This window comes from Emticicia sp. W12TSBA100-4 (assembly GCF_040253585.1).
Classification (GTDB): Bacteria; Bacteroidota; Bacteroidia; order Cytophagales; family Spirosomataceae; genus Emticicia.
Window position 1 is genome coordinate 193,333 of sequence record NZ_JBELAU010000005.1, and the last position, 17,995, is coordinate 211,327.

The following is a 17,995-nucleotide window of genomic DNA, read 5'->3' on the forward strand; positions in this document are numbered from 1 at the left end:
GGGCAATAGTTGAGATTAGAAATATGTAAAAACGACAATTTAGTGGGTTGATTGCGACAAACTTTTTTTATAGTTTTACGCCATGAAAAACGTCATGATATTAGTTCCCGAAACAGCTATTCCTGCGGCCATCGTTGACCCACGCTATATGTTTTCCGCCATTAATGAGTTCTATAAAAGTATGGAACTCCAACCCGCTTTCAACATAAAATTAGTAGGAATGAGCAAAGAAGTCAAGTTAAGTGATGGTTTGATTTCGTTTCACCCTGATTTTCTCTTGAATGAAGTCAAGAAAGCTGATTTGATAATTATTCCTGCCTTGAGCGGAAATATGGCACAGGCCATAAAACAAAACGAAGGATTTATTCCGTGGATTCAAGACCAACATCGTAAAGGAGCTGAAATTGCCAGTCTGTGTGTGGGAGCATTTTTATTGGCCTCAACTGGGCTTTTAAACGGAAAATCATGCTCAACTCATTGGCTTTATGCGAATGAATTCAGAACGATGTTTCCAGAAGTGTATCTCGCTGATGACAAGGTTATTACCGAGCAAAATGGCATTTATTCGAGCGGCGGAGCTACTTCGTATTGGAATTTACTACTTTATTTGGTAGAAAAATACACGAATCGTGAGATGGCAATTATGGCTTCAAAATTCTTTTTGCTCGAAATGGGCAGAAACAGCCAATCTCCATTTGTGATGTTTCAAGGGCAAAAAGACCATGAAGATACGCAGATTTTGAACGCACAAGAGTTTATCGAAAAACACTACCAAACAAAACTTAGTGTTGAAGACTTGGCAGATAGATTTGGCATTGGCCGACGAACATTTGAAAGAAGATTTAAGAAAGCGACTTCAAATACAGTTATTGAATACATACAAAGAGTAAAAATAGAATCCGCAAAAAAACAACTCGAAGGCGGCAGAAAAACCGTCAACGAAGTAATGTATGATGTGGGTTATACCGATTTAAAGGCCTTCCGTGATGTTTTCAGAAAGCTGGTCGGAATGTCACCGATTGAGTATAGAAATAAGTATAATTTTTAATTGATAATGGAGAATGGAGAATTGAAAATGAATAATGATTTTTCAATTCTCCATTATCAATTCTCCATTATCAATTACTTCGCAATCAGGAGACTTTTAAGTTTGGCAGCATCCAAATATTCTCCGTGAGCTACTAAACCATATATATTTTGTGTAGCCGAAATATTGAGCAACGGGTTTTCGTTGAGCAATAAAATATCTGCTTTCTTGCCTTTACTTACACTTCCATATTTTTCTAATTTATTCAAAAATTCAGGGCCATTGATGATTGATGCCTGCAAAGCCTGTAAAGGCGTAAGTCCATTTTTAACCATCAGTTCCAATTCTTGGTGAAGCCCCAAACCTGGGTAATCGAAACTATTTAAATATCCAGCGTCAGTACCCGCCAAAATCTTCACACCCGAACGCTGCAATAATGGTAGTAAAGACGCTGCTTTTTCGATGGTTCGGTGACGAATTTCGATAGCCTCTTTTGAATCTTTGGCAGCTCTTTGCACTCGCCAATCGTAAGTTTTGCGTAAACCAGGCCCAATGTATTTCAGAAACTCATCATTTTGATGGTCGTTTACATCTAAAAATGCCGTTGCATAACTAATGGATAATGTTGGAGTTACGGCAGTTTTATTTTTTGCTAAAACCTTAAATGCAGCTTCGGCAGTTGCTTCATCAAATTCGTTGAGGGCTTTTAATGATAAATCTCGGGCAGTTAATGTGCCATTGGCAACTTGGTCGCTTAGTTCTTTCTGGTTTTTGAGTCCCGCACGCAATAAATATGTAATATGCTCAACGCTGCTCAAACCCGCTTCGCTCACTTGCTCAATCGTAAATACAGGCGGAATATGAGCCGATGTTTTGTATCCTCTTCTTCTGGCTTCTTTAATACTACCCAGATAAATCTCGGGCTTGATAGTATTGTCGGTAATCTTCACAAAATCGACTTTTAGCATATCCAGTGAATCAAGTGCTTTGTTTACTTCATCCATTGTGCCAACTTCAATATCACCCAACCAAATCGACTTATAGCCTTCGAGTTTTGGCCCAGAAGTAAAAATTGTTGGCCCCAGAAGTTTGCCATCATTCACTGCCTTACGCCATTCCAGCACACTTGGCGAAATATCAGCCGCTGCATCTCGTACGGCCGTGATTCCCATCGCAATATACAGATTCATCAAATCTTTATTTTCTTGAATCAGGCTATCGCCACCACCAAAATGCACGTGCATATCCCAAAGTGTAGGCATTACAAATTTTCCCTTTGCCGAAATCGTCTGACTGGCTTTGTATTTACTCAGTTCGGAAGATGAGCAAACATTAATAATCTCGCCTTTATCGACAATAACTACCTTATTATTAGTCAGTTTCCCTGTCCTAATGTCAATAATATTTGCATTTGTAATTGCTAAATCGACTTTGCTTTGAGCGATACAAAGTGAAGAAATGAGCAAAATGAGGATGCTTGTTAGGATAGTTTTTTTCATATTTGAAATCGGTATTGACTACAAATATGAGTAAAAATCTGCAAAAACAACTATTCTTTACAGATTTCGATTTGCCTGCCGAATATGGCGTTCGTTATGAATTATCAAAAACCGTATGGCATCACCCAAATGCAATTTCAAAAACTTAGCAATCGAAATCGGAATTTTTATTTGCTGAATACGCTTGTTTTTGGCCGTTCTCAAAATCTGTAATAACTGCTCTTGTTGATTGATAAATTCGGCAACAACCGCTTTTGCATCTAATGAAACTTCGGGAATATGCCCTTTCATGGCATTAAACTTTTTCTTGCCTTTTTCGGGATTCATCGAATCAATGGCCAATTTTCCCAACCAAGTGCTTTTTATTGTTTCGATACTCAAATCATCTTGGCCTTCGACTAAACCTTTTTCAAATAAGGGCAAATAATAATCTCCGTAAGTATTCAAATGTTCTAAACACTGGGCAATGCTCCAACCGCCTGATGAGGAAGGCTTTAATAAAATTTCATCAGGAAGATTTTGATATTTCTGAATAGCCTGTTGTAAATGGCGTTCAACTTGATTTTCTAATTGATTGAGTAATAATAGCTTTTCCATGATGCTAAGAATGTTTTATTTTCATTCGCAAAATTGGACTAAATTAACTTAGAAAATGTTGGTAAATACCAAGATTTATATCTGCACCGAGTTTATTAGTTTGCTAAAATTGCTGGCATCAATACCTATATAGTTGGCGAGATATTTATGCGGAACGATTTGCAGAATATGTGGACTACGTTTGAGTAATTGTCGAAATTTTTCTTCGGAAGAAAAACATTGAAGCTCGACCAACCTTTCTAAAACGCCCGAAAATGCACTTATAAGGCCTTTCCTCAATAAAATTTCAATCTTAGGATTTGTTTCTATCAACTGTTCGATTTGGGTAAATGACGCTCGCAAAATGATTGATGGACTCAGTGCTTCGTAATAAAACTTCGATGGTGTTTTATTCATCATCGAATCTAAAACGCCACCAAAATTCCCCGAATAAGAAAACAAAATGGTTGCTTCACGGCCATTTTCATCAGAAAAATACATTCGTTGCAAACCATCAATAATAAAATATAGGTTTTTCTCGACCGCACCGTTGTATGTCAATATTTCCTTTCTTTTGGCAGAAAAAGGCTTGAATAACTCAAAAAAGGCATCAAAATCATCCTCAGATAACGAATAAATTCCGTCAACGGTTTGCTTGAAAAGCAATTTATGTGAAGCATCTGAAAGCATTATCAAGAGAAAGTGATTTTTGGGTGGCCAAGTAAATTCTGACCACCCAAACTATATTATTTCGCAGAGAATTTATACGAAGTAGTAGATTGATAAACCTCATCAGGTCTTAAAACCGTAGTTGGAAAATGCGATTTATTTGGCGAATCTGGAAAATGTTGGGTTTCAATGCAAAAAGCAGAACGACGACCGTAAGTAGCTCCACCTTTGCCAATTATATCACCTTTTAAGTGATTAGCTGAGTAAAATTGCATTCCTGGCTCGGTTGTAAAAACCTCCATCACTCGTCCAGTTTTTGGTTCATACACCTCCGCAGCGAGTCTCAAATCTGAACTTGTATCTGTCAATACGTAACAATGGTCGTAGCCACTTCCCAAAACGATTTGCTCATAGGTAGTATCATTGATTCGCTCACCAATTGTGTGTTTTTCAGTAAAATCAAAAGGCGTTCCTGCTACTGGTCGCAACTCACCTGTTGGAATTACAGTCGCATCAACTGGCAAAAATTTATCTGCGTGCAAAATTACCTCGTGGTCAAGAACGTCGGCTGCTCCGCTCAAATTAAAATAGGAGTGATTGGTTACGTTCAAAACCGTAGCTTTATCGGTAGTAGCTTTATAATCAATTCTTAGTGTATTATCGGCTTGTAAAGTATAAATCACTTCAATACTCAAATTCCCAGGGTAACCTTCTTCCATATCGGCTGCTAAATAGCTTAATTTAAGAGCTGGTTCTTCGCCTTCAATTAGCTTTGCATTCCACAATTTTTTATCGAAACCCTTCAAGCCACCATGCAAAGCATTTACACCGTTATTAATTGGTAATGAATACGTTACACCATCTAACTCAAAGCTACCTTTAGCAATTCTATTGCCAAAACGACCGATAATTGCTCCAAAATATGGCACACCTTTCAGGTAAACTTCTAATGAATCGCAGCCATGAACAACATCCGCAAAATTCCCATCTCGGTCGGGTGCGGTTAATGATACAATTATTCCACCAAAATCAGTGATTCGGGCTTCCATTCCTGCGGTGTTTTTTAAGGTATAAAGGCTTGTTTCTTGGCCATCGGGAAGTTTCCCAAAAGATTGTTTTTCGATACTCATTATAGTTGATTATTTGTAGAATTGTAAAGATTTGATTCGGCAAAACTACGTAATCTTTTTTAAAATACTTTCGGAATGAACATGTTAGACTTTAATTTTTACCACGGAGTTCGCACGGAGTTATACGGACTAACTAACTCCGTGCAACTCCGTGAAATACTCAATTTTAACTCCGTGGTAAAAATGAGTTATAGAAAAATTTCGGTATTTGATATAAGTAACCAAACATTCTTTCAAGAAAGTCGCTAAAAAACTCCGATTTGTCTATCAAACCATTCAAACATCTACGCTATTCATTAGTTTTAGTTCTTGTATGAATCGTTTTTTCGACAAAAAATTTCTTATCACCGAATATTTGTTCATTTTTACAATAAATTTCATTTTTAATTCAATCAACAACCTAACATGAAAAGAAGGGATTTTATCCAATTATCGGGTATGGGTTTGGGTGCAATGATGGGTTCTTCGATTCCCGTATTGGGGAATATGGTATCTGCCGAGCATCTTCTTGAGCCTGGAGCTGATATTGCTACCAAAAAGCGGTTGGCCGACATTGCTCTCAATGCCACCAAATCACGAGGTGCAACCTACACCGATGTTCGTATCGGTCGCTATTTGCAACAATTTATCTTCACCCGTGAAACTAAAGTACAAAACATCACCAATGCCGAATCTTACGGCGTAGGTATCAGAGTAATTGCCAACGGAACTTGGGGTTTTGCCGCAACCAGCGATGTTACGCCCGAAGGTATCGCAAAATGTGCCGAAACAGCCGTAGCAATCGCTAAAGCAAACGCCAAAATTCAGAAAGAGCCAGTCATTCTTGCTCCACAAAAAGGTGTTGGTGAAGTAGTTTGGAAAACTCCGATCGTAAAAAATGCGTTTGAAGTGCCAATCAAAGAAAAAATAGATTTATTGATGAACGTAAACGGCGAAGCCATGAAAAATGGTGCTGGTTTTGTAACATCAAACCTATTTTTTGTGAACGAACAAAAGTATTTTGCTTCTTCTGATGGTTCATACATCGACCAAGATGTACACCGTATTTGGCCAACTTTCACCGTTACGGCCGTTGATAAAGCCGCTGGAAAATTCAAAACTCGTGATGCTATCAGCTCGCCAATGGGCATGGGTTATGAATATTTGGATGGTTTGGCCAGCGAAAAAATTTCCGCTCCAAATGGTCTGATTGGGTATCGTAACTCTTACGACATGGTTGAAGATGCAATCATGGCATCGAAACAAGCCCAACAAAAACTCACTGCAAAATCTGTTCCAGCGGGCAAATACGATTTAGTGCTTGACCCAAATCACCTCGGACTAACAATCCACGAATCGGTTGGTCACCCACTCGAACTTGACCGTGTATTAGGCTACGAGGCCAACTATGCAGGAACATCATTTGCAACGCTTGATAAATGGAAAACAAAAGCTTTCAACTACGGTAGCAAACAAGTAAATATAGTAGCGGATAAAACTCAACCTTACACGCTCGGAACTGTCGGTTATGACGACGAAGGCGTACCTTGCAAAGAATGGGATTTAATAAAAGATGGCGTTTTGGTGAATTACCAAGCAATTCGTGACCAAGTGAATATCTTGGGCGAAAATGCTTCGCACGGTTGCTGCTATGCCGATAACTGGAACTCGGTTCAATTCCAACGTATGCCAAATGTTTCACTTCGCCCAGGTAAAGAAAAATTGAGTGTTTTTGATATGATTAAGGGTGTAGAAAAAGGTATTTACATCATCGGTCGTGGCTCGTATTCGATTGACCAGCAGCGATATAACTTCCAATTTGGCGGACAACTTTTCTACGAAATCAAAAACGGAGAACTCGTAGGAATGCTCGATGATGTGGCTTATCAATCAAATACACAGGAGTTCTGGAACTCATGTGTGCAGATTTGCGATAAAGACGATTACCGTACTTTTGGTTCGTTTTTCGATGGAAAAGGTCAGCCTTCGCAGGTTAGTGCCGTTTCTCACGGAAGTGCAACCACTCGTTTCAATGGTGTCAATGTAATCAATACTGGAAGAAAGATTTAAACTATGAGGCATATTTGAGGCACAAAGTGACAAAGATACAGAGGCACAGAGTAATTCAGTTGAAAGTGGATTATGGTAATGAAGATTAATTAAAAAAAACTATGTGCCTTTGAACCTTTGCACCTCATTTCTAAAAAACTAAACAAATGAATAAAATATTAACAAAAGAAGAAGCTAAAAAGATAATAGATAAGGTTTTAGCATTTTCAAAGGCTGATGAAATGAGTGTGGCTCTCAGCGGAGGCCGCACAGGAAATATTCGTTATGCCCGAAATTCAGTTTCGACCAGCGGTGAGTCTTACGACCAATCTTTGGCAGTTACGGCAGTTTTTGGCAAACGCTCTGGCACAGCCACCATCAATGAGTTTGATGACGCTTCGCTCGAAAAAACAGTAAGAAGAGCCGAGGAAATTGCTCGTCTTGCTCCAGAAAACCCAGAATATATGCCAATGCTCGGGCCACAAACGTATATTGAAGCTCCAACATTTGCAGATTCAACGGCCAATATCGACCCTGATTATCGTGCTAAGGCTGCTTTCGATAGCATCGAGCCTTGCTCGAAAAAAGGTTTAACTGCCGCAGGTTATTTGGAAGATTCGGCAGGATATTCGGCAATTGGTAATAGCAAAGGACTTTTTGGCTACAATAAATCAACATCGGTTGATTTTTCAATTACAGTTCGTACAGCAGATGGTCTTGGTTCTGGTTATGCCATTCGTGATTTCAATGATGTATCGAAACTTAGTACCAAACAAGCTACCGAAATTGCGATGCAAAAAGCCTTGGCTTCGAGTGCAGCAAAAGCTCTCGAACCTGGGAAATACACCGTTATTCTCGAACCAGCCGCTTCAATTGATTTATTGCAAAACATGATGCGTAGTATGGATGCCCGAAATGCAGACGAAGGTCGTAGTTTTTTGAGCAAGAAAGGCGGTGGAACTCGTTTAGGCGAAAAACTTTTTGATGAAAGAGTAAATATTTATTCTGACCCAAGTAATATCGAAATTCCAGTTTCAGGTTTTGGTGGGGGCGGCGGAGGCCGAATGGGGGGCGGCGGAAGCGACGGTCGTCCGCAAGAAAAAATCTCTTGGATTGAAAACGGAGTTGTAAAAAATGTCTATTATTCAAGATTTTGGGCAGATAAAAAAGGCGTAAAGGCTGTTCCACCACCATCAGGTTTTATTATGGCTGGCGGTACTGAGTCTTTGGCCGATTTGATAAAAGGCACAGAAAAAGGTATTTTGGTAACTCGTATGTGGTATATCCGTGCCGTTGACCCACAAACATTGCTTTACACAGGACTTACCCGTGACGGAACTTTCTATATCGAGAAAGGACAAATTAAATTTCCTGTAAAAAACTTCCGTTTCAACGAAAGCCCAATTATTATGCTTAATAACCTTGAAGCAATGGGCGTTCCGACTCGAATTGGAGGGTGTTTAGTTCCACCATTAAAAATCAGAGACTTTACTTTTAGTAGTTTATCTGATGCAGTGTAAGGTTTTGAATGATGAATGTTTGATGTTGAATTAAGGAAACTTAAAATTTAACATCAAACATTCATCATCTAACATAGAAAACGCTTTCCATTCAACAATACCTTTTACCATTTATCAAAATCCAACAATACAATTTTTAAGCTGAAAGATTATTTTTTATATTAGACTTCATTTTATCAACTTATTATTTTACACAAAAACTGAAAAAGCTTTGAAAAGAAGAGATTTTATCCAGTTATCCAGCTTAGGCTTTGGTGGACTCATGATACCAAATATGCCAACTGGAGGTATTCCGATTATCGGAAACGCTGTTTCGCAAGAAGCATTAATTGATGGTGCAATAGATATTGCCCTCAAAAAACGCCTTGCCGATGCTGCCCTTAATGCAGCAAAAGCCAAAGGTGCTACTTATACCGATGTTCGTATCGGTCGTTATCTCAATCAATTTGTGGTTACTCGTGAAGACAAAGTACAAAACATTGTCAATACCGAGTCTTATGGCGTAGGTGTAAGAGTAATAGCCAATGGTTGTTGGGGATTTGCTGCAGTAGTTGATGCCAAGTCTGAAGCTGACACTGCTCGTGCTGCCGAAGAAGCCGTTGCGATTGCGAAAGCCAACGCAAAACTTATGTCTCAGCCCGTAATCCTTGCTCCACAAAGTGGCTACGGCGAGGTAAGTTGGAAAGCACCAATTCAACGAAATTCGTTTGAAGTGCCAATCAAAGAAAAAGTTGATTTACTTCTTGGAGTAAATGATGCTGCCTTGAAAAATGGGGCAAATTATGTCAATTCGGTATTGTTTATGGTCAATGAGCAAAAGTACTTTGCTTCATCGGATGGTTCATACATCGACCAAGATATTCACCGTATTTGGCCGATTGCCGCTGTAACTGCCATCGACCCAAAAACGGGTAAATTTGAAACTCGTCAGGCACTTTCTGCCCCAGTTGGTATGGGTTATGAGTATTTACAGACAAATCCAAAAGATAAAGTTACGGGTATCACGACTCGATATAACAAGGGTTACGATATGCTCGAAGACGTAACCGCCGCAGCCAAACAAGCCAAAGAAAAGCTAACAGCTAAATCGGTTGAAGCAGGAAAGTACGACTTAGTGCTTGACCCTTCGCACCTTTGGTTAACGATTCACGAATCAGTTGGTCATCCACTCGAACTTGACCGTGTATTAGGCTACGAAGCAAATTTTGCGGGAACTTCTTTCGCTACGCTTGATAAATGGCAAAGCAAAAACTTTAATTATGGTAGTAAAGAAGTAACACTATTTGCTGATAAAACCCAAGTTGGCTCGCTCGGTGCGGTTGGCTGGGACGATGAGGGTGTAAAAACCAAGCAATGGGATTTGGTAAAAGATGGAACTTTGGTCAATTACCAAGCCATTCGTGACCAAGCACACATCATCGGCGAGAAAGAATCGCACGGCTGTTGTTATGCCGATAGTTGGTCGTCAGTACAATTCCAACGCATGGCCAATGTTTCGTTGGCAGCAGGAAAAACACCACTTTCGGTAGCTGAAATGATTAAGGATGTGAAAAAAGGAATTTATATTATCGGTGATGGTTCATTCTCGATTGACCAACAACGTTATAATTTCCAATTTGGCGGACAATTATATTATGAGATAAAAGATGGACAAATTGCAGGAATGTTGAAAGATGTGGCGTATCAATCTAATACCCAAGAGTTTTGGAATTCTTGCGTAAAAGTTTGCGACGAACGTGATTATCGTTTGGGAGGTTCATTCTTCGATGGCAAAGGACAACCTTCGCAATCAAGTGCAGTTTCGCACGGAAGTTCAACCGCTCGTTTTAATGGCGTAAACGTTATTAATACGGCAAGGAAAGTGTAACAAAGTCGAATTACGATTTCGGTAACCGAGCGTAGCCGAGGTTACGAATTGAAAATTTTGGATAAAATCTCCCAAATTTCCAATTCTTGACTAATTCACTATTCACTCACTCTATCATTCACTCATTCAACATTAATTATTTATGTCAGTCATATTAACAGAAAATGAAGCTAAAATCTTGCTAAAAAAGGTTTTAAGCTATTCAAAAGCCGATGAATGTGAAATTAATTTATCAGGCAATATTAATGGAAACATCCGTTATGCACGAAACGAAGTTTCGACAAGCGGTGCATTAACCAATCAAAACCTACAAGTTCAATCTGCTTTTGGGAAGAAAGTAGGCGTAGCTACAATTGATGAGTTTGATGATGCTTCGCTCGAAAAAGTGGTGCGTCGTGCCGAGGAATTAGCTCGTCTTGCTCCCGAAAATCCTGAATACATGGGCGTTTTGGAGCCTCAACCCTACATGAAATCAGAAGGTTATTTTGATTCAACGGGCAATATCAATCCTGATGTTCGTGCCGAAGCCGTGATGAAAAGTCTGAAACTTACTCGTGAGCAAAAATTAATAGCCGCAGGTTTTTTGGAAGACTCGAAAGGCTATTCGGCCATGATGAACTCGAAAGGTCTTTTTGCTTATTACAAAAGCACCAACGTCAATTATTCACTAACAGTTCGCACCGAAGACGGCACAGGTTCGGGTTATGTAATCAAAGGTTTTAGCGATGTAAATAAACTCGATACTGCTGCCGCTACCAAAATTGCAATTCAGAAAGCAGTCGGGTCGAAAAATGCCAAAGCACTCGAACCAGGTAAATATACTGTAATTCTTGAACCAACCGCAGCGGCTGTTTTGCTCGAAAATATCTATTTCGATATGGATGCCCGTAGTGCAGACGAAGGTCGTTCGTTTTTCAGCAAACAAGGTGGAAAAACAAAATTGGGCGAAAAAATTGTCGATGAACGAGTAACGATTTTCTCTGACCCTGCTTATGCCGATTTACCAGCATCTCCGTGGTCGGGCGATGGACAAGCTCAAGAAAAACGTATGTGGATTGAAAAAGGTGTAGTTAAAAACTTATCATATTCTCGTTTTTGGGCGAAAGAAAAAGGTGTTAAGCCAATTCCTTCGCCGACAAACTTTATTATGCTTGGTGGCGATGCAACACTCGATGAAATGATAAAAAGCACAAAAAGAGGCATTTTAGTGACTAAACTTTGGTATATCCGCTCAGTTGACCCACAAACGCTTCTACAGACTGGTCTTACCCGTGATGGAACTTTTTATATTGAAGATGGAAAAATCAAATATCCAATTAAAAACTTCCGATTCAATGAAAGCCCAATAATCATGCTCAATAATCTCGAAATGTTGGGAAAAACTGAGCGTGTGGTCAGCACCGAATCGAACCAAAATTATATGGTACCACCCATGAAAATTCGAGAATTTACATTTTCGAGTTTATCTGATGCGGTGTAAAACACAGTTGGCAATTAACAGTAGGCAGTACACACCATATTACTGCCCACTGTCAACTGCCAACTGTTAACTGGGCTTTATGAAACCATTTATTTTTACAAGAATACAATATAACTCTGGAGATTGGGATACCGACCAGCGAATGCCTTCAAATATTCTTAATTCTTTGGTCGAATACACAACTATTCCGATTGATGAAAAAGAAAAAGTGGTGCTTTTGAGCAGTAATGAGCTTTTCAAAAGTCCGTTTTGCTATTTGAGTGGACATAAATTGGTTGAATTTTCGAGTCAAGAACGTGACCATTTTCGGAAATATATCGAAAATGGCGGTTTTGTATTTGTGGATGATTGTAACCACGATATTGATGGACTTTTTGCGAAGTCATTTGAGCAAGAAATGTCTCGAACTTTCGGAGCAAAAGCCCTTCAAAAAATTCCGAATACGCATCCAATTTATAATTGTTTTTTTCAGTTTGATGGTCCTCCTACTACCACTTTTGAGCTAAATGGCTGGGGGGATGACCTCGTGCATGATTACTTAAAAGCAATTATTATCAATGGTAGAATCGGGGTTTTATACAGCAATAAAGATTACGGCTGCGAATGGGACTACGATTTCAGAAACAAACGTTGGCTCGCCGAAGACAATACTAAATTTGGAGTAAATATTATTAATTATGCCTTGACGGTTTAGGTCTAAAATTCAGCCGTAATTTAAAATTCATTGCCGTCTGCTTTAGCTTACGGAAAAAATTCAAAGAAAATTGGAAACCAAAGAACTTCATCATTACAAAACATTAGTAGCCAAATTACCACTACTAAAAAAAGAAATTGCCAAAGTTATTGTCGGTCAACAAACGGCCATTGACGAAATTTTGATTTCCCTTTTGGCAGGTGGACATTGTTTGCTCGAAGGCGTACCAGGACTTGCCAAAACCTTGATGGTAAGCACTTTATCAAAAGCACTTGATATGAAATTCAAGCGAATTCAGTTTACGCCCGACCTAATGCCCGGAGATATTGTTGGTACTGAAATTTTGGAAGAAGACCACGAAACTGGCAAAAAATTCTTCAAATTTAATCAAGGGCCAATTTTTGCCAATATCGTTTTGGCCGATGAAATCAACCGAACGCCGCCAAAAACGCAAGCGGCTTTGCTCGAAGCCATGCAAGAATATAAGGTAACGTATGCTGGTACAAACTATGATTTACCGAAGCCATTTTTGATTATTGCTACTCAAAACCCAATCGAACAGGCAGGAACGTATCCACTTCCAGAAGCTCAACTCGACCGATTCTTGTTGTATATTAAGCTTGGGTATCCTTCCGAAAACGAAGAATTAGATGTTTTGAAAAGTACTACTGGCACAAACAAACCAGTTTTGCAAACTATCATGACCGATAATGACATCATTGATTTGCAAAAACTTACTCGCCAAGTACATATCAGCGAAGAATTAATTGTAAAAATCAATCAAATTGTAAGAGCGACTCGCCCAGCTACAACAAATTCAAACTACGTAAAAGAATGGTGTGAATGGGGTGCAGGCCCACGTGCGGGTCAGGCATTGGTACTTTGTGCAAAAGCCAGAGCGATATTAAACGAACGGTTTTCGGTGCTACCCGAAGATATTGAAGCCCTCGCCTATCCGATTTTGAGGCACCGAATTGCACTAAATTTCCGAGCCGAAGCCGAAGGGATTTCAACCGACGATGTAATTAAGGATTTGTTGAAGAAATAAAATCCGACCATGCTTACAACTGAACTAATCAAACTCAATAACCTACAATTGGCGGGAAAACTGGTGAGTGAACAACTGATGTTGGGCATTCACCATAGTAAACGCTATGGCTACGGCATTGAATTTGAGCAATACCGACACTACGAACCTGGCGATGACCCCAAGCGAATCGACTGGAAATTATATGCCCGCACCGATAAACATTTGGTAAGAGAATCTTCGACCGAAAGTAATTTTCACCTCAAGTTTATGATTGATTTATCAGGGTCAATGAATTATACCGAAAAGAATGTAAGTAGATTACAATATTGTAAAATTTTATTGGCATCGCTGGCATATCTGGGGTACAGACAAGGAGATTTAATGAGTTTATATGGTCTTCAAAATGGTGAATTACAGACTTTAGTAAGTTCAGGTAAACAATCGTTTCAGAGAATTTTATATACGCTCGAAAAGGCTGAGGCCAATGGAAAATGGCAAAATCAAGACCCGAAATTTCCTGCATTGAGTTCTGCTAAACAAAAAGAGGTACTGATTTTGGCATCAGATTTACTGCAAGTAGATGATGAATGGATTCGCTTGATTTCGAGTTTAGCAAACCCGCACCGAGAGATTCTGATTTTTCAGATTTTGGGTAAGCATGAGCAGGAATTTAACCTCAAAGGGTTTTATCGCTTCAAAGATTTAGAAACTGGGCAGGAAATTGAGCTGGAGGCAGAAGCCATAAAAGATGAGGTAAGAAAAAACGCTGAAACTTACCTTAAAAACATTGAAACTGCTCTGCAAAAGCCGTTTGTGCATTTGTTTAGAGCAAATTTAGAAACACCAATAGCGAGCGTAATTTTGGAATCAATTAAAAAGAGAAATTTCTAAAAATGGAGTTTTTGAATCCATACATATTGTGGGGAAGTTTAGCAATTTCTATTCCGATAGTCATTCATTTTTGGCATCAAAAAAAAGGTAAAGTAATTGCTTGGGCGGCCACTCAGTGGTTGAGCGAGAAAAACCTTCAACAGTCGAGAGGAATCCGACTGGATAATATTTTATTGCTGATTATCAGGTGTTTACTATTGCTGCTTTTGGTTTTTATTCTATCAAAACCCTTAATTAAATGGGCAAAATCTTCTACCGAAAAAGCAAAGATTCATCTTATTCAGCCCAATCAATTAGTTGTAGAAAATTATAAATTCGAGATTGAAGAAGCACTCAAAAAAGGAGAAAAATGCTATTGGTTAGCATCAAAACCCGTTCAGTTTGATGACATGAATGATATTCCATCGCAAGCATTAAAAAGTATTGCCGCAACGAATATGCAAATTGCACTCAATGAAATAAGCCATGAAATAAACAACCAAACACTCGAACTATACTTTGTCAATCAGCAATCATTGACAAAATTACCTGCCATATTTGTTCCGACAGATTTCAGGATTCATTCGGTAATTGACTCATCAAAACAGACAAAGTTTTTATCTTTTTCAGAAAATAAAAAAAGCTACGTTGATGAAGCCAATCTCTTAAAAACATCAAAAAATGCAACTCAACCAACAGGAGAAAGTGCAAATAATGGAGCTTTAAAAGTCGGTATTTTCAATGCTGATGCCAACGAAAAAAAACAAATTTTAGCCGCCTTAATGACGCTAAAAGAAATTTACGAATGGGAGTTTGAGATTATCAATGAAGCAAAAAATGATAAAAAATACGATATAGTTTTCTCGGATAAACCATTGCCAACTTCGGAAAATAGTTTATATATTTTCACAGGAACAAAGTTTTGGAAACAGATTACCGTTCAAAATACCCAAAACGCAATTTATCTCGAAGAATTATTGAAACCCCAAACCAACGAATGGGTTTTTAATGGGCAATTACCCGAATTTTTAGGCAACAAAATCATTGAATTTTACAACTTACAATCAAGTAAACCATTGACTGATAATGAGTTAAATAAAATTTTTCAAATTCAGGAATACCCACAAAAATCATCGAACGAGTGGTTTTCAAAAAGCCTTTTATTGATTTTTATTTTATTAGTAGGCCTTGAGCGATGGCTCGCAATTACGAAAAACGCATGAATCAACTCCGACAAATCATAGCAAAAGTTAATTTGCAGCTTTATGCCATTGCTGCTCTGATATGTTTATTGGTGGCTGGGTCGGCTTATTTATTGGTGCTTTTGGTCAGTCATTCTATACTTTGGGCTTTGGTGGCTATGCTGCTTGCCTTTGTGGGTATGGCTTTTCAACAAAAGCTTTTTCAAAGTAAAAAAACGGAAGCTATCAAGCTCATTCACCAAAAGTTGGGCGATACCGAATACAGTCTCGACCTGCTGAATGTCGAGCAACCTAATTTGGCAGAACAACTGCAACTCGAACGCCTTTTTTCAAAAAATACTTATCAAACACCGCTGGTTTATGACCAAAAACTATTTTTGTTTTTAGGCCTTTTCGTCAGTTGCATAGCTTTCTATATTTTCTCCCCATCATTAAAATTTGGTCAGAATCAAGCCAAAATAAGTAGTTTATTACAAAATTCGCCTACTAATCCAATCACAAAACCCGAATTTGAATCAGCAACTTTAAGCATCACTCCTCCTACTTACACAGGTTTATCAAGCAATGAGTCGGATAATATGAATATTTCGGCCATTAGCGGTTCGTTGCTAAAATGGCAATTAAAATTTAGTCATTCAAACGATTTGACCGTAAAACTAAGCAATAATCGAGGAGATGAAGTAGGTTTCAAAAAATCGGGAGAAAATTTTGAATATTCCGACCAACTTATTAGCTCTGGGTTGTATGCTTTCAAAGCCTATTGGCACGATTCGCTCATTTATCAATCTGATTTTTATCGACTCGAAGCAATTCCTGATTTGGCTCCAAAAATTGAACCTGCTTCAAAAGAATTATATCAATTACATTTTTTGAAAGACCCGAAAAACATACAGGTTTCGGCCAAAATCTCCGATGATTTTTTGGTAAATCAAGCATTTATTGTGGCAACTTTGGCTCGTGGTTCGGGCGAAAATGTGAAGTTTAGAGAAGTGAAATTTCCTATTTCACAGGCCAATTTCAAATCGACCACTGTGAGTAAAAACATTGATTTAAAGGCACTTAACTTTACTCCTGGCGATGAACTTTACTATTATTGGGCAGCCCTTGATAATAAACGACCAACGCCAAATTTCACGAAATCGGATACTTATTTTATTGTTTATAAAGACACTTCACAAACCGAAGAGGCTGATTTGGCAACGATAGCTATGAATATCATGCCCGAATATTTTAGAAGTCAACGCCAAATAATTATTGATACCGAAAAACTGATTGCCCAACGAAAAAAACTTTCAAAGGAAGCATTTAATAGCACTTCCAACGAAATTGGCTTCGACCAAAAGGCTCTCCGCCTCCGCTACGGACAATATTTAGGCGAAGAAAATGAAGGTTCGATTGGCGGTGTGAATGCCTTACCGAGCGATGTAGAAACCGATGGTGATATGCTGAAAGGTTTCAGACATGACCACGATGAGGGTGAAGGCGACCACGAAGATGGCGAAAAACATGACGAACACGAACACTCGCACGGGGCGGAAAATAGTAATGAAAGTGACCCAGTTGCGAGCCTTTTGGCCGATTATGTGCATTCGCACGATGATGGAGAAGCCAATACTTTTTACGAGCAATCAACAAGAAGCTTATTGAAAAGTGCTTTGGAACAAATGTGGCAATCGGAATTACATCTGAGACTTTACGAACCCGAAAAAGCGATTCCGTACGAGAAAAAAGCATTGGAATTACTGAAATCTGCACAGCAAAAAGCCCGAACTTTTGTCAAAAAAACAAGCTTTGACCCGCCGCCAATTAAAGAAAAAGAAAAACGTATGACGGGTGAATTGACCAAGTTCAATACTGCTTTCAAGTATCAAAAATCATACAGTCAGCAACAAATTGAGGCATTGATGGCCGAGGTTTTGGGTATTATTTCGAGCAAAGACGATAATAAAGCATTAAATAATTCCCAAAAATTGAAGTTAATGGAACTGAGTTCGGCCATTAGTAATAAAGTAGTGAATAGTAGTTTATCCAATTGGAGTATTTTAGGTTCATTGCAACAGCTTATCAATGGTAAAGATTTATCGGAAGATGATAAACTGACACTAAAAACTAAATTATTTGGGCTAATTAATAAGACTTTATCGAGTAATAAAAATCCCAAAACACAATCTTACAAAGGCGAAAAACGCTTAGAAAAAGCCTATTGGAAGCATGTGCAGCTATAAATTTTCGCGATTATAAGGATAGTGTCGCAATCTTATGGCTCGCTGATGAAACGGATGTACCAACGCTGATTATACGGATTTTAAAAAATCAGCGATTATCTGCGTTAAAGTTATTTATCAGTGTCATCTGCGTTCTAATATTTTTCACTGAGATAATATCTTTATAGTTCTGAATTTT

The 17,995-nt window shown here is 38.6% G+C and carries 14 protein-coding genes; 10 read left to right on the forward strand and 4 right to left on the reverse strand.

Features of this window, described 5'->3' with window-relative positions; all coding sequences use genetic code 11:
• Positions 1–82 precede the first annotated feature (82 nt).
• Positions 83–1,048 carry a GlxA family transcriptional regulator gene (locus ABR854_RS08335; RefSeq protein WP_350264949.1) on the forward strand — a complete coding sequence of 322 codons (966 nt, stop codon included), beginning with the start codon at positions 83–85 and terminating at the stop codon, positions 1,046–1,048.
• Between the two features lie 74 nt (positions 1,049–1,122).
• Here the strand turns inward: ABR854_RS08335 and ABR854_RS08340 are convergent, their stop codons facing one another.
• From ABR854_RS08340 to ABR854_RS08355, 4 genes are all read right to left on the reverse strand, one after another.
• Complete coding sequence (locus ABR854_RS08340) at positions 1,123–2,526, reverse strand: amidohydrolase family protein (RefSeq protein WP_350264950.1); 1,404 nt, start codon at positions 2,524–2,526, stop codon at positions 1,123–1,125.
• Between the two features lie 57 nt (positions 2,527–2,583).
• Positions 2,584–3,123 (reverse strand): DinB family protein, encoded by a 540-nt coding sequence (locus tag ABR854_RS08345; protein ID WP_350264951.1) that lies wholly within the window; start codon positions 3,121–3,123, stop codon positions 2,584–2,586.
• 75 nt (positions 3,124–3,198) lie between these two features.
• Entirely contained in the window at positions 3,199–3,792 is a 594-nt protein-coding gene (locus tag ABR854_RS08350; RefSeq protein WP_350265116.1) for a Crp/Fnr family transcriptional regulator, read from the reverse strand.
• Between the two features lie 56 nt (positions 3,793–3,848).
• Positions 3,849–4,901, reverse strand: coding sequence for an aldose epimerase family protein (locus tag ABR854_RS08355; RefSeq protein ID WP_350264952.1), 1,053 nt, complete (start codon positions 4,899–4,901; stop codon positions 3,849–3,851).
• Between the two features lie 405 nt (positions 4,902–5,306).
• Here ABR854_RS08355 and ABR854_RS08360 point away from each other — a divergent pair, with 405 nt between their 5' ends.
• From ABR854_RS08360 to ABR854_RS08400, 9 genes are all read left to right on the forward strand, one after another.
• Positions 5,307–6,950 (forward strand): TldD/PmbA family protein, encoded by a 1,644-nt coding sequence (locus tag ABR854_RS08360; protein WP_350264953.1) that lies wholly within the window; start codon positions 5,307–5,309, stop codon positions 6,948–6,950.
• Between the two features lie 146 nt (positions 6,951–7,096).
• On the forward strand, positions 7,097–8,449 hold the full coding sequence (locus ABR854_RS08365; protein WP_350264954.1) for a TldD/PmbA family protein: 1,353 nt from the start codon (positions 7,097–7,099) through the stop codon (positions 8,447–8,449).
• A 262-nt stretch (positions 8,450–8,711) separates the two neighbouring features.
• A complete protein-coding gene (locus tag ABR854_RS08370; RefSeq protein WP_502881188.1) occupies positions 8,712–10,316 on the forward strand; it encodes a TldD/PmbA family protein in 1,605 nt (534 codons plus the stop codon).
• Between the two features lie 142 nt (positions 10,317–10,458).
• Positions 10,459–11,796, forward strand: coding sequence for a TldD/PmbA family protein (locus tag ABR854_RS08375; protein WP_350264956.1), 1,338 nt, complete (start codon positions 10,459–10,461; stop codon positions 11,794–11,796).
• A 79-nt stretch (positions 11,797–11,875) separates the two neighbouring features.
• Positions 11,876–12,490: a DUF4159 domain-containing protein gene (locus ABR854_RS08380; protein ID WP_350264957.1), complete on the forward strand. Its 615-nt coding sequence runs from the start codon at positions 11,876–11,878 to the stop codon at positions 12,488–12,490.
• Between the two features lie 70 nt (positions 12,491–12,560).
• On the forward strand, positions 12,561–13,538 hold the full coding sequence (locus ABR854_RS08385; RefSeq protein WP_350264958.1) for an AAA family ATPase: 978 nt from the start codon (positions 12,561–12,563) through the stop codon (positions 13,536–13,538).
• A 9-nt stretch (positions 13,539–13,547) separates the two neighbouring features.
• A complete protein-coding gene (locus ABR854_RS08390) occupies positions 13,548–14,411 on the forward strand; it encodes a DUF58 domain-containing protein (RefSeq protein WP_350264959.1) in 864 nt (287 codons plus the stop codon).
• A gap of 11 nt (positions 14,412–14,422) precedes the next feature.
• The gene (locus ABR854_RS08395) at positions 14,423–15,613 is read left to right on the forward strand and encodes a BatA domain-containing protein (protein ID WP_350264960.1); all 1,191 of its coding nucleotides are present in this window, start codon (positions 14,423–14,425) and stop codon (positions 15,611–15,613) included.
• The gene (locus ABR854_RS08400; RefSeq protein WP_350264961.1) at positions 15,586–17,817 is read left to right on the forward strand and encodes a hypothetical protein; all 2,232 of its coding nucleotides are present in this window, start codon (positions 15,586–15,588) and stop codon (positions 17,815–17,817) included. Before ABR854_RS08395 ends, ABR854_RS08400 begins: the two co-directional genes overlap by 28 nt.
• The last annotated feature ends 178 nt before the right edge of the window (positions 17,818–17,995 follow it).

Coding starts and splice junctions, on each gene's coding strand:
- ABR854_RS08390 (WP_350264959.1), top strand. CDS start 13,548: ATGCTTACAACTGAACTAATCAAACTCAATAACCTACAATTGGCGGGA.
- ABR854_RS08340 (WP_350264950.1), bottom strand. CDS start 2,526: ATGAAAAAAACTATCCTAACAAGCATCCTCATTTTGCTCATTTCTTCA.
- ABR854_RS08375 (WP_350264956.1), top strand. CDS start 10,459: ATGTCAGTCATATTAACAGAAAATGAAGCTAAAATCTTGCTAAAAAAG.
- ABR854_RS08380 (WP_350264957.1), top strand. CDS start 11,876: ATGAAACCATTTATTTTTACAAGAATACAATATAACTCTGGAGATTGG.
- ABR854_RS08335 (WP_350264949.1), top strand. CDS start 83: ATGAAAAACGTCATGATATTAGTTCCCGAAACAGCTATTCCTGCGGCC.
- ABR854_RS08400 (WP_350264961.1), top strand. CDS start 15,586: ATGGCTCGCAATTACGAAAAACGCATGAATCAACTCCGACAAATCATA.
- ABR854_RS08365 (WP_350264954.1), top strand. CDS start 7,097: ATGAATAAAATATTAACAAAAGAAGAAGCTAAAAAGATAATAGATAAG.
- ABR854_RS08345 (WP_350264951.1), bottom strand. CDS start 3,123: ATGGAAAAGCTATTATTACTCAATCAATTAGAAAATCAAGTTGAACGC.
- ABR854_RS08370 (WP_502881188.1), top strand. CDS start 8,712: ATGATACCAAATATGCCAACTGGAGGTATTCCGATTATCGGAAACGCT.
- ABR854_RS08350 (WP_350265116.1), bottom strand. CDS start 3,792: ATGCTTTCAGATGCTTCACATAAATTGCTTTTCAAGCAAACCGTTGAC.
- ABR854_RS08360 (WP_350264953.1), top strand. CDS start 5,307: ATGAAAAGAAGGGATTTTATCCAATTATCGGGTATGGGTTTGGGTGCA.
- ABR854_RS08355 (WP_350264952.1), bottom strand. CDS start 4,901: ATGAGTATCGAAAAACAATCTTTTGGGAAACTTCCCGATGGCCAAGAA.